We start from the raw sequence: 12,490 nt of genomic DNA on the forward strand, positions 1-12,490 counted from the left end.
ACCACCCAAGATCTGAGCTTCTTCATATTCAGACTCATATTTAACCGTAAACTCACCATTTAAATCATCACCAACATCAGGTCGATTAGTAATCATACCGATTGCGCCACCAACCGAACTGTTACCATATAACGTTACCTGCGGTCCTTTAGTACACCAACACGTTGCATATCAAAGATACCTGAACGCTGTCGGGTTCATTCGGCCACGATACACACCATCGACATAAGTACCAACAGATTGCTCAAATGACTGGTTATCGCCTGACGATACACCACGCAGTGAGAGTCGACTGTGGTTAGCCAGTTGCGGCTGTTCCAAACCAGGTACGTATTTAGATAAGTCTTCAACAGTGTGCACCCCCATAGCTTGAATGTTCTCACCGGTAACAGCATTTATGCTACTTGGCACTGTCTGGACAGATTCAATACGCTTACGTGCTGTGACTTCAATAACTTCAAGTGCAGAACCTTTTGCCTTAACATCCTTTGCTTTAACTTCTTCTTGAGCAAAACTTGCAAATGAAGCCGAGCTTAACACTATACACAATACCTTGGCGATTGGTGTTTTTGGAAAATGCTTAATATTCATAATGTATTACCTGCCTTAAATTCGTTATATTGCACTAAATATTAGTTACAATTTATTATTCTTGTCTTTACAACTTAACAGAGACTAAGAAATACACTTGTGTTTTATAGGCCACGATGTGGACTTTAAAGGCCTAATTTTACATGTAGGATTTGAATGGTTTTTTCACAAAGACATCAACTGATCTAAAGCTAAATAGTCTAATAGCACGAGCAGTTTCGAGTGTTCACGGTTTGTGTTACTATAAGAAAAATTAAAATTATTGACTTCAAGAAATTTCTTAAATTAGCAGCAATCATCTTGTACTTCTTTTATTTATCTCAAAAAATCACAAAATAGAACTGTGATAACCAATAAGCACTCCTAATTTAAAAACAACGAGTGATTATTTAAATATGCTCAGTTCATTAGTTTATAAACTTCAGACCGTAAAATTGACACTTTATAGTTGTAATTTTAAGCCAAACTATCGAATCCATTGACACATTACCCCATGAGATTATTTAAATTGAGATGCTAGCCTTTTAGCAAGTCAAAATTAAGGGTCACTTGGAATGTCAAATATATATATAGTCGGTGTCGGAATGACCATTTGGTCGTCATCGAACGCAGTGATGGAAAGTCTATGTGATGAAGCATAGACGCAGCGATAAAGATCTTGGGTTGTAGAAAAATCAGATATCGGTACCGCTTTTTATTCAGGAACCACTCAAGGTCATCTTCAAGGACAAACCTTTATCCTGGTCAAGTCTATCTAAGCAAAATTGGTATACAAGGCATTCATGTGTATTTTAATGTTGAGAATGGCTGTACCGGCGGCTCTTCTGGTTTTCTCGCTGTTCAAATGTTAAAAGCGGGAAGCTGTGATGTGGCATTAGCCATTGGCGCGAAAATGAACATTACTGATAAAGCAAGAATGTTTTCTGTTTTTGACGGCGCTTGGGATTTATCTGAACCTGATGCAAATTTAGCAAGGTTGTTAGGCTCCTGCAAAAGATTTTGTTGTGCCAGAAGGTCATGAGTCTGACCGTCCTTATAGCGTATTTATGTCTGTATATGCCGCATTTGCTCGTGCTCATATGCATAAGTATGGTACCACTAACGCCAAATGGCTGTTTCAGCAAAAAACCACCAACATTCTACGCACAATCCTCTGTCTCAATTTCAACAAGCCTATTCGATTGAAGAAGTATTGAATGCGCCACCTATTACTTACCCACTGACATTACCCATGTGTGCGCCAATTTCTGATGGTGCAGCTGCAGTAATCGTTTGTAACGAAGATGGGCTAAACGCATTGGCTCTGACAAAAATCGCGCCATCAAAGTGTTAGCGACAGTTACTCGAAGTGCAACTGATCGCTCTTATTCAAATCCTGAGTTACATTGCGCTCATTTATGTGCAATGGAAGCCTATGAGCAAGCAGGTGTTGGTCCTCAAGATATGGATGTCTCGGAAGTACACGATGCAACAGCTATGGGTGAAATACTGCATGCAGAAAATCTTGGACTAGTGCCTTTCGGTGAAGCAGGTCCGGCAGCTGAGCGAGGTGACTTTAGCATTGGTGGACGTATACCAATCAACACGTCTGGTGGTCTTGAATCTAAGGGACATCCGTTAGGTGCTACCGGTTTAGGTCAACTTCACGAGTTGGTCACTCAATTACGCGGTGAAGTTGTGTCCGTCAAGTTGAAGGAGCAAGACACGCTGTTCATGAAAACAGTGGTGGTCTAGTTGGTATAGAAGAAGGTGCCGTAGCAGTCAATATACTCGCAAAATAAGTACGGAACTAAATAAAAAATAAAATTGAGGAGAAGACAGTGAGCTTTTTAATGACAGAAGAACAAAAAATGGCTACCGAAGGCCTGCGTAAATTTCTTAACAAAGAAATCAAGCCACAGCTTGAAGCACATGGTGAAGGTCATTTCAGCAAAGAACAGCTGCAAGGCCGGCACCAAAGTTTAGCCGAATTCGGTTTGGTTTGTGCGCCACACCCTGAAGAGTTTGGCGGCCTAGGCATGGATTGGGTAACACATTTATTGTTATGGGAAGAAGTTGCTGTCGTTTCCTTAGATTTGGCTATGCCGCCCCTCATTAATGTAGTCGGTGCCGATTTGTTGATTAATAACGCTCCCGAACATATTCGTGATGAATATGTTCCTGGATTATTGAGTGGCGAAAAATTTATCGCCGTTGGTATATCTGAGCCAGATGTTGGCTCCGACGTTGCAGCTGTGAAAACACGTGCGGTACGAGACGGCAATGATTGGGTACTTAATGGTGAGAAAACCTGGATTTCCAATGGTGAACACATGGATCTATTCGTTTGTACCTGTAAAACAGGTGAAGGGGAATTGACCCATATAGCGATCCCTGCAGGAACACCGGGAATGGAGGTACGTGGCATTCCTAAAATGGCGCTCAACAGCCAGTCTACTTCGCAAATTTTTCTGGCAGATGCGTGTGCCTATCGCTAACACCGTGGGAAGTATTGGCGATGGTTTAAAAAACACACTGGTAACTTTTGAACGCGCTCGTTGTCATATGGCAGCGTGGGGTTACTCATTGGGTCGTCGAGCATTAGAAGAGTCAATTAAATATTCACAAGAGCGTACTCAACACGGTAAACAAATAGCCGGACATCAATTAATTGCTGAAAAAATTGCCACTATGGCAACCCAAATCGATGCAGCAAGGCTATTAACATTGCGTGCCGGCGATATGATCGATAAAGGTATTCGTTGTGACGTAGAGTGTTCAATGGCCAAATGGTACGGCACGGAAATTGGTGTTAACACCACACGTCAAGCGGTGCAAATACATGGCGGTAACGGTGTTACTAAAGAGTTTGTTGTGGAACGTTTAGCTCGTGAAGCCATTATTGGCCCTATTCCTGATGGCACGACTGAAATTCAGAAGCTACTGATTGCACGTATGCTGACAGGGTTCAAGCCTTTAGATAATTGATTAACATTAAAAAAGGCTAGAGTTTTACTCTTTACTTTAACAAATATCGAAGAGAATATATAAATGAATTTACAAAATAAAGTTGTCGTGATCACAGGTGGTGCATCTGGTTTAGGCCGTGCAACGGCAGAATATATGGTGACTGAAAAAGGTGCGAAAGTAGCTTTATTAGATTTAAACGCTGAAGCCGGTGCCGAAGTTATAACATTGCTCGGTGAAAATAATGCAATATTTTGTCAAACCGATGTCACCGAAAAAAGTATCGATGCAGCCGTTGCCGATATCGTGGCTAAATTTGATGCTATCCATGTAAACATTAACGCCGCAGGTGTGCCATTGCCATGTAAAATTTTGGATAAGGAAGGCAAAGCAAGCAGCCTTAAAAAATACGCCATGGTACTTAACGTAAACCTTAATGGCGTATTTAATGTCATGGCAAAATGTGCCGAGCAAATGGCGAAAAACGAACCCGATGAAAAAGGTGAGCGAGGTGTTGTTATCAACATTTCTTCTGGTGCTGCCTTTGAAGGTCAAATTGGCCAATCAGCTTATTCTAGTTCTAAAGCAGGAGTAAATGGCATGAATATACCCGCTGCTCGTGAATTAGGTAAGTATGGTATTCGCGTCAATTCTATCGCTCCAGGCCTATTTGGCACACCTATGATTAAATCACTAGACGAGAAAGTACAAGTCGCACTCACTGCTATGTGCCAAGCCCCACAACGTATGGGTGACATGGCAGAATTTGCCCACACATGTGCTTATCTTGCGGAAAATGCCTATGTAAATGGTCGTTGTTTACGTCTTGATGCTGCAACAGTCATGCAGGCACGCTAAGAGGAGAATAACATGTCAGAATTATTAGTAGAAACAAGAGGTCAATCAGGTTTGGTTAATACTTAATCGACCAAAGGCGTTTAACTCACTCACACGCACTATTTTGGACGATTTAGCAATCGCTTTAACCGATTTTGAACAAGACGATAACATTCGCGTTGTAGTACTCGCCGCCACCGACTGCCCTGCTTTTTGTGCAGGAGCTGATTTAAAGCAAGTACTTGAAAAAGCAGAGCCAGGTGAAAAAGATTTTTTAATGCAATGCCGTACTAGTTTTGGGGCCCTACGCAACTGCTCGAAACCCGTAATAGCCGCAATAAACGGCATGACCATGGTGGCGGTTTAGAACTTACTATGTGTTGTGACATTGTCATTGCATCAAACAAGGCAACATTGGGTGACGCCCACTCAAATTTTGGTGTATTCCCCGGTGCCGGTGGCGCGGCAATATTGCCTAAATTAGTACCTGTCAACGTCGCTAAATATTTATTATTTACAGGCAAATCATTACCGGCAAGCGAAATGAAGCAATACGGACTGGTTAACGAAATTGTAGAGCATGAGCAACTGTACTCTCGTGTTCAAGAACTTTGTGACGACCTAGCAGAAAAAAGCCCATTAGTGCTGCAACGTATGAAAAAAATAGCGAATCAAGCGCAGGATCAAACTCGACAATCAGCGCTAGATTCTGAACTCCTCGAATTACGTGAACATTTCTTATCTGCTGACATTCAAGAAGGGTTAGCGGCATTTTCAGAAAAACGCAAACCTGTATTTATTGGTAATTAGTAGCAATGTTTAAGCTGAATTTAAAAAAAGTAAATTTCGGACTTTTAAAAAAATAATAGGTTAAAGATTATGAGTGCATTGCAAGGTATTAAAGTAATAGAAATAGCCGGCATAGGTCCAGGACCTATCGCTAGCATGATGCTAGCAGACTTGGGTGCTGAAGTGATTTTAATTGAACGTAAAACCGATAACCCAAATGCTGCCGGCCTTTTTAACTCAAACAAAACAGAGTTTTTTAAACGAGGAAAACAATCAATTGCTCTTGATTTAAAACAACCAGAAGCAATCCAACTAGTGTTATCACTCGTTGAACAAGCCGATATGTTTATTGAAGGTTTTCGTCCTGGCGTAATAGAGCGCTTAGGTTTGGGACCAGAAGTGTGTTTAGCACGTAATAAAAAAATGATCTATGGTCGAATGACTGGTTGGGGACAGCATGGCCCCTTAGCTCAAGCCGCAGGCCACGACATAAATTATGCCTCCATTTCTGGTGTATTAGCTTACAGCGGTTTTGCTAACGATAAACCATTCCCTCCTGCCACTATTATTGGTGATGTTGGCGGCGGTTCGTTGCATTTAGTCATGGGCATGCTAGCTGCCTATATTCATGTACTTAGCACCGGTGAAGGACAAGTGATAGACGCTGCAATTTGCGATGGCAATGTGTACATGCAGACTTTACTAACCAGTTTGTATGCCAATGGCTTAGTCGGAGAACAACGTGGCGGTGATTTTTTAACTGGTGCCTCTCCTTGGGCTAATACCTACCAATGTGCTGATGATAAATATATAACGGTTCAGGCTCTAGAGCCTAATTTTTACAAAGAATTTATTACGCTTGGCCGGATTTGCTGACGATCTTAATTTTTCAATGCAATACGATAAATCATTATGGCCTTTAGCAATAACCAAATTAACGAAATACTTTAAATCTCAACCACAAGTGCATTGGAATAATATTTTTGAAGGTACTGATGCATGTTATGCCCCAGTAATGTCGCTCAAAGAAGCGGTTGAACATCCACATAATGTGGCTCGACATAATTTTGTCGTCGAGAATGATTTAATTCAACCTGCACCAAGACCGAAATTGAATAAGACGCCATCACAAGTAGGGAAAATACCAAAATTTGGTGAACATACAGAGCAGATTTTAGCTCAGTTGAACTTATCTGATGAACAATACGCTAAACTTAAGGCTATGGCGGTTGTTTAAATTACATACAAATATTAATTACTAAAACAGAGGTGGAAGCTATGTCTTTACAACAAGAACTCCATTATGGCCATTTTATCGATGGGCAAGATTATTTAGGGCATACGCCTGAATCAATTGACGTAATCAACCCAAAGAAATGGTGAAGTTTATGCAACCATGTCTATGGGGGACAAGGGTGATGTCGATGCTGCAGTAGCTGCAGCAAAGCGGGCATTTAATCAACCTTCATGGCGTGAAATGAGTAACAATGACCGTGGAGACTTGTTATTCAAATGTGGTCAGGTGATTGGGGCTCATGCTGAAGAGTTAATGTTTATCGAATCACGAGATTCTGGCGGTACCATCCGCCGTGCAGCCGGTATGGACATCCCTATTGTAATCGATTTAATCGGCTACTATGCTGATTTAATAAAAACGACTAATAATATAGTTGATTTACCCACTAAGCCTCTACCTGAAGCGGGTCACGCACAAGTTTGGCAAGAACCCATCGGTGTCTGTGCATTAATTACGCCTTGGAACTTTCCTATTTTTATTGCTGTAGCAAAAATAATACCCGGCCCTTGCCGCAGGAAACACCGTTGTAATTAAACCTTCTGAATATACACAAATAGCAAGCACAACTCATTTGGTGCAACTACTGTCAGACGTTTTACCTAAAGGTGTTCTAAATGTAGTAAATGGTGACGGTGCTAGTGTAGGTGAAGCGCTTACTACTCACCCAGACGTTGGAAAAGTATCTTTTACTGGCTCTACCTGTGTTGGCAAACATATTCAAAAAATGGCTACTGAAAGTTGCAAACTTGTGGGTTTGGAGTTGGGTGGCAAAGGCCCAAAGAATAGTTATGAAAGATGCAGATCTCGACCTTGCAGCATATGGTATAACCTTTGGCGGCTTATTTAATTCAGGCCAAGCGTGTGAATCTGGTACACGCATTTTAGTTCACGAAGCCATTCATGATCAATTAATGGAAAAACTTGCAGCAGTATGTGACACCTTAGTGGTAGGTAACCCGTTAGATCCAAAGAACATCTTATGGCCCGATTGCCAATAAAAATCAATACGACCGCATCATGGGGTATATTGACGGAGCCAAGCAACAAGGTTTAACTTTTGTTTGTGGTGGTGAGCCGATTAAGCCCAAGGGATTTGAGGGGGGTATTATGTTCAACCAACCATAATCACAGATGTTAAAAATGATATGGACATTGCTCAGCAAGAAATATTTGGCCCAGTGCTTAGTGTAATTAAATTTAGTGATGAACAACAGGCGATTGAAATTGCCAATGAAACCTCATATGGCTTATCGGCAGGAGTATGGAGTGATGATTTAGTTCATGCTCAAAAAATTGCCAAGCAATTACAAGCAGGATCAATCTGGATAAACGACTGGCACATGCTGCGCTCAGATGCACCTTTTGGTGGTTACAAGAATAGTGGTATAGGTCGTGAATTTGGTATCGCCGGCTTACAAGCTTTTATGCAAACCAAGACGATTGGCGTATCACTTGAACGTGATCCACGTAATAAAATGATGTGGTCTTTACTACATACTTCACCGCAACAGTAATCATAAAATAAGAGAGACTCATCATGTCAACTTCAGGATATTTTACTTATAACATGCGTACCGTTGTTCATAGCGGTGCAGACAGTATCATCAAAGTGCCAAGTCTATTTCGCGGGTTAGGCGGAAAAAGAGTATTACTTGTTAGCGATGAAGGCTTGGAAAAAGTGGATTAGTTAATCGAGTGAAAGACGTCTTTACTTTAAATAATGGGCCAGATATGCAATTAGTGGGAGTATATGCCAAAGTCACTCCCGACGCCGGCTCAGAATCAATCAACGACTTAGTTGCCTATGCTCGCTCTGTAGCCGCCGATAGTATTTTAGCATTAGGTGGGGGTAGTGTTTTAGATGCTGCTAAAGGGTTAAAATATTGCTTACACCATCACTTAACTGACATTTGTGATATTTTAAAATTAGGCCTAAAATTGGAAACTTGGCCAGAGGCAAAGCCGAGCATGATCCCGCACATTGCCATCCCAACCACTGCAGGTACAGGTGCTGAAGTAACAAACGGAGCGGTAATCCACAACCAAGTACTTAATATAAAGTCATTAGTACTAGCCCCCTATTTAGATGCTGACATGGCAGTACTAGATGCTAAGTTGACCCTTGGCTTACCTAAGTCAATTACCGTTGCCACTGCGTTTGATGCTTTAACTCATGCAATAGAAAGCATTGCATCACCAAAAGCGAACCTATTTTCAGATGCTCATGCCATAACAGCAGCAAAAGTCATAAATGAAAATATGCCCAAGGTGGCAAAAGAACCAACAAATGTCGATTGTCGGTCAAAGTTACTACAAGCAAGTACTATGGCTTGTAACGCAGTGGTTAACGCTTTCTCCGCATTTCCTGTACACAACTTTTCTCATGCCTTAGGTGCCACTTTTCATATACCACACGGTGATGCTAACGGAATAATGCTACCCGTTGTAATTGAAACGCCGGCGGATTTTTACCTACCTAATGCACAGCGAATGGCAGATGCTCTGTCACTTGATAGCAAAGGACTAAATGCAGAGCAAACACTCGCTAAAGTAGTAGCCCATATAAGAGGGATTCAACGAGCCTGTGACTTCGATGGCTCTTTAAAACGATTTGGTGTAACCGAAATTAATCTAAAGGAAGCTATTGCCAGTGTAAAACACGACGTACTCTATATTTTATATCCAGTACCTGAGCCTGTAATAGAAATGATCCTACGAAAAGCCCTATAAACTAGAAGTGGAGGAGTAATTACCATGAGATTTTCAGACTATTTTGATGCTGCAGCATCACGTTGTCCTAATAACCTTGTCTTAATTGATGACAACGACAGCTATACCTATAAAGAGGCTAAGCCTTATGTCCATAAAATTGCAAACACACTACGAACAAAATGTGGTTTACTATTTGGGCAAAAAGTTGCAGTGTATAGCCCTAATAAAGCAAAAGCTTTTTTATCAGTATTAGGCACAAACAGGGCTGACTTAGTTTGGTTTCCAGTAAACGCCGGTAATGCCATAGAAACCAACATCGAACTATTTAATTTTTTTGAAATTGACTGCTTAATATTTGATAGCAGCTTAGATGAAAATGTGGCTAAAGTTCGTCAACAATGCCCGACAATCAAACACTTTATATGCCTTGATAGGAGCACTGAAGAATCAGCTTTTATGGACGACTTAGTTGTAGATGCTGCAGATGAGTACGTTTCAGAAAAAGTTGACCCTATGGCGATGGCTATTGTTATGGCTACAGGTGGAACTACCGGCCCTTCTAAAGGGGTTGTACATAACCATAAAAACTTTGAATGTTTCATATCAAACATTATGCTGTCGTTACCCGTTGATGAAAATGACACAAACTTAGTTGTTGCTCCCATGACACACGCGGCAGGCATGTTTGGTTTGGGCTGTATTGCAGCCGGCGGTTGTTTACGCATGTTACCAGGCTTTATTCCAGACAGTGTAATAGAAGCGATTGATATTCATAAAATACAATCCATATTTTTACCGCCGCCGGCACTTTATGGGCTGTTAGCTCACCCTCGTATTAAAGACATTGATACTTCTTCTTTAAAGGCAATAGTCATAGGCGCATCCCCTGTCTCACCTGAGCGTTATTCAGAAGCAACAGCAGTGTTTGGGCCTGTAATGTACGAAGTATATGGCCAAACAGAAAATCTTTTCCCTGTTATTGTTAAAAGTCCAAAAGACTACATTAACGAAGACGGCAGTTTAAACATGGATGTATTGCGTTCAGCAGGCCGTGCAACTAAGCATGCCCATATAGAGATAATGGATCCACAAGGAAATATTTTACCTTCTGGTGAAAAAGGTGAAATTGTTGTTCGCTGTGGTTCAGTAATGAACTGCTATTACAATAACCCAGAAGCTACTGCAGAAGTTTCTAAATTTGGTCGGCACCATACTACTGACGTTGGAATTAAAGACGAACGTGGTTTTATCACTATCGTTGATAGACTAAAAGACATGATTATATCAGGTGGTTTTAATGTTTATCCGGTCGAAATTGAAAATTTAATCAATGGTATTGACGAAGTGATGGTGTCAACGGTAATTGGTACTCCACATGAAAAATGGGGTGAGCAAATTACTGCAGTCATTGAATTAAAACCTGGCAAAACCATTGAACCGGAAAAAATAAGAGTGCTATGTAAAGAAACTTTAGGGAGCATAAAAGCACCTAAAGAAGTGATATTCTGGGATAAAATACCCTTATCTCCCGTTGGAAAAGTGCTTAAAAGAGAAGTGCGTGAAACATTTTGGAAGGATCAGGATCGTCAGGTTTAATCCAATTAAAATAAACGCATAATTTAATATGCCTGTAGCTCAGTACAATTAATTTGCTGAGCTTTTTACCCTAAATATGGAGACGCTATGGACATTTTACCTAAAAGCGTATTTAAATGCTGCTTATCAACAGCAATAATACTTACCTTCCTTATAACCTCATCTGTTTATGGCGCCGACAAACCAAATATATTGGTACTATGGGGTGATGATATCGGCATGTCTAATGTCAGTGCCTATAGTCACGGCATGATGGGTTATAAAACACCTAACATTGACCGAATAGCAAAAGAAGGCGGCATGTTCACCGACTATTATGGTGAAAATTCATGTACTGTTGGGCGCTCAGCTTTTATTACCGGTCAACATCCCGTGCGTACAGGCTTGACCAAAGTTGGCTTACCAGGTGTAGATAAAGGTCTTCGAAAAGAGGATCCTACCATTGCCGAGCTCCTTAAACCACTGGGCTATATGACGGGTCAATTTGGTAAAAATCATTTAGGCGATAAAGATGAGTTTTTGCCAACAGAGCATGGCTTCGACGAATTTTTCGGTAATCTTTATCATTTAAATGCAGAGGAAGAACCAGAACTTGCTGATTATCCCAAAAACCCACAAGTTAAGAAGTTATTTGGCCCCCGAGGTGTTATCCATTCATATGCCGATGGAAAAATTGAAGATACAGGCCCTCTAACTAAAAAACGTATGGAAACAGTTGACGACGAAATAACGGCAGCTGCGATTAAGTTTATGGACAAAGCCGTTAAACAAGACAAACCCTTTTTTGTCTGGTGGACGGCAACCCGTATGCATGTTTGGACTCACTTGAAAGAAGAAAGTCAGGGGTTATCAAAACGAGGTGGGCTATATGGCGATGGTTTGTTAGAGCACGATGGTCACGTTGGTCAATTACTTGACTTCTTAGATGAGAAAAAAATAGCCGGTAATACCATTGTTTTATACTCAACTGATAATGGCGCAGAAATGTTTACTTGGCCTGACGGTGGTATGATCCCCTTTCGTGGTGAGAAAAACACCACATGGGAAGGAGGCTTTCGAGTTCCTTCAATGGTTCGTTGGCCTAGTACGGTTAAGCCAGGCTCTATATTTAATGAATTAGCCGCTCACAACGATTGGCTTCCTACATTGCTTGCTGCTGCCGGCGAGCCTAACATTAAAAATAAGTTGCTAGATGGCCATCAGATTAACGGTACCAAATTTAATGTTCATTTAGATGGTTTTGACTTAACTGAATACCTGTCTGGAAAATCAGTTACCTCACCTAGAGAGAACTTTTTCTACTTTACTGATGACGGAGAATATTCAGCGATACGCATGGGTGATTGGAAAGTCATGTACTCAATACAAGAAGCCACTGGCGTCGACGTATGGCATAAACCATATACTCAACTCCGATTACCACTTATTTTTAATTTGCGTCAAGATCCTTTCGAACGTGCACAACTTGAAGCAGGTGCCTATAGTCGATGGATGTTTGAGCGTTTACCTTATCTGTATCAATCAATATTGGTCTCTCAGCAATTCTTAAAAACGTTTATTAAGTACCCTCCCCGACAAGATCCACCAGTTTTAATGTTGAGGCTATAACTGAAAAGGTAATGAAATTAAAACCTCGTCAATATGACTAAAATGTAAAATTACAAAATAAACCTACTATTGAGTATTCTAAATCAATAGTGGGCGCAGTCCAATGCGCCAACG

Annotated in this window: 16 protein-coding genes and 2 pseudogenes; 17 read left to right on the plus strand and 1 reads right to left on the minus strand. The window is 41.0% G+C overall.

Annotated features, from left to right (window positions below):
• Positions 1-171: 171 nt before the first annotated feature.
• Positions 172-591 carry a TonB-dependent receptor plug domain-containing protein gene (locus L3081_RS00005; protein ID WP_242282651.1) on the minus strand — a complete coding sequence of 140 codons (420 nt, stop codon included), beginning with the start codon at positions 589-591 and terminating at the stop codon, positions 172-174.
• A 784-nt stretch (positions 592-1,375) separates the two neighbouring features.
• Here L3081_RS00005 and L3081_RS00010 point away from each other — a divergent pair.
• The 17 genes and pseudogenes from L3081_RS00010 (at position 1,376) to L3081_RS00075 (ending at position 12,376) form a co-directional block, all read left to right on the plus strand.
• Positions 1,376-1,612, plus strand: a complete 237-nt coding sequence (locus L3081_RS00010; protein ID WP_242282652.1) for a hypothetical protein — start codon at positions 1,376-1,378, stop codon at positions 1,610-1,612.
• An 87-nt stretch (positions 1,613-1,699) separates the two neighbouring features.
• Complete coding sequence (locus tag L3081_RS00015; RefSeq protein ID WP_242282653.1) at positions 1,700-1,924, plus strand: hypothetical protein; 225 nt, start codon at positions 1,700-1,702, stop codon at positions 1,922-1,924.
• Complete coding sequence (locus tag L3081_RS00020) at positions 1,918-2,325, plus strand: thiolase C-terminal domain-containing protein (protein WP_242282654.1); 408 nt, start codon at positions 1,918-1,920, stop codon at positions 2,323-2,325. Before L3081_RS00015 ends, L3081_RS00020 begins: the two co-directional genes overlap by 7 nt.
• 86 nt (positions 2,326-2,411) lie before the next feature.
• A complete protein-coding gene (locus L3081_RS00025) occupies positions 2,412-3,068 on the plus strand; it encodes an acyl-CoA dehydrogenase family protein (protein WP_242282655.1) in 657 nt (218 codons plus the stop codon).
• Positions 3,055-3,558 carry an acyl-CoA dehydrogenase family protein gene (locus L3081_RS00030; RefSeq protein ID WP_242282656.1) on the plus strand — a complete coding sequence of 168 codons (504 nt, stop codon included), beginning with the start codon at positions 3,055-3,057 and terminating at the stop codon, positions 3,556-3,558. The genes L3081_RS00025 and L3081_RS00030 overlap by 14 nt, the downstream gene beginning before the upstream one ends.
• Before the next feature lie 63 nt (positions 3,559-3,621).
• On the plus strand, positions 3,622-4,395 hold the full coding sequence (locus L3081_RS00035; RefSeq protein ID WP_242282657.1) for an SDR family NAD(P)-dependent oxidoreductase: 774 nt from the start codon (positions 3,622-3,624) through the stop codon (positions 4,393-4,395).
• A 103-nt stretch (positions 4,396-4,498) separates the two neighbouring features.
• Positions 4,499-5,184 (plus strand): annotated as a pseudogene (locus L3081_RS00040) (enoyl-CoA hydratase/isomerase family protein).
• A 69-nt stretch (positions 5,185-5,253) separates the two neighbouring features.
• Positions 5,254-6,039, plus strand: a complete 786-nt coding sequence (locus tag L3081_RS26005) for a CaiB/BaiF CoA transferase family protein (RefSeq protein ID WP_274620253.1) — start codon at positions 5,254-5,256, stop codon at positions 6,037-6,039.
• A complete protein-coding gene (locus tag L3081_RS26010) occupies positions 6,023-6,400 on the plus strand; it encodes a CoA transferase (protein WP_274620254.1) in 378 nt (125 codons plus the stop codon). Before L3081_RS26005 ends, L3081_RS26010 begins: the two co-directional genes overlap by 17 nt.
• Before the next feature lie 159 nt (positions 6,401-6,559).
• On the plus strand, positions 6,560-6,994 hold the full coding sequence (locus L3081_RS00050) for an aldehyde dehydrogenase family protein (RefSeq protein WP_242282658.1): 435 nt from the start codon (positions 6,560-6,562) through the stop codon (positions 6,992-6,994).
• A gap of 19 nt (positions 6,995-7,013) precedes the next feature.
• Positions 7,014-7,307: an aldehyde dehydrogenase family protein gene (locus tag L3081_RS28810; RefSeq protein ID WP_420839711.1), complete on the plus strand. Its 294-nt coding sequence runs from the start codon at positions 7,014-7,016 to the stop codon at positions 7,305-7,307.
• The gene (locus tag L3081_RS26015) at positions 7,225-7,458 is read left to right on the plus strand and encodes an aldehyde dehydrogenase family protein (RefSeq protein ID WP_338027222.1); all 234 of its coding nucleotides are present in this window, start codon (positions 7,225-7,227) and stop codon (positions 7,456-7,458) included. The genes L3081_RS28810 and L3081_RS26015 overlap by 83 nt, the downstream gene beginning before the upstream one ends.
• A 19-nt stretch (positions 7,459-7,477) precedes the next feature.
• Positions 7,478-7,974, plus strand: a pseudogene (locus L3081_RS26020) (aldehyde dehydrogenase family protein).
• A gap of 23 nt (positions 7,975-7,997) precedes the next feature.
• Positions 7,998-8,147 (plus strand): hypothetical protein, encoded by a 150-nt coding sequence (locus L3081_RS00060; protein ID WP_242282659.1) that lies wholly within the window; start codon positions 7,998-8,000, stop codon positions 8,145-8,147.
• Positions 8,148-8,155: 8 nt separating this feature from the next.
• Positions 8,156-9,190 carry an iron-containing alcohol dehydrogenase gene (locus L3081_RS00065; RefSeq protein ID WP_242282660.1) on the plus strand — a complete coding sequence of 345 codons (1,035 nt, stop codon included), beginning with the start codon at positions 8,156-8,158 and terminating at the stop codon, positions 9,188-9,190.
• A gap of 24 nt (positions 9,191-9,214) precedes the next feature.
• The gene (locus tag L3081_RS00070) at positions 9,215-10,768 is read left to right on the plus strand and encodes a class I adenylate-forming enzyme family protein (RefSeq protein WP_242282661.1); all 1,554 of its coding nucleotides are present in this window, start codon (positions 9,215-9,217) and stop codon (positions 10,766-10,768) included.
• Between the two features lie 87 nt (positions 10,769-10,855).
• Positions 10,856-12,376 carry an arylsulfatase gene (locus tag L3081_RS00075; protein WP_420839681.1) on the plus strand — a complete coding sequence of 507 codons (1,521 nt, stop codon included), beginning with the start codon at positions 10,856-10,858 and terminating at the stop codon, positions 12,374-12,376.
• Positions 12,377-12,490 lie beyond the last annotated feature (114 nt).

Origin of the sequence: Colwellia maritima, from assembly GCF_022669015.1 — a bacterium.
Taxonomy (GTDB): Bacteria; Pseudomonadota; Gammaproteobacteria; order Enterobacterales; family Alteromonadaceae; genus Colwellia; species Colwellia maritima.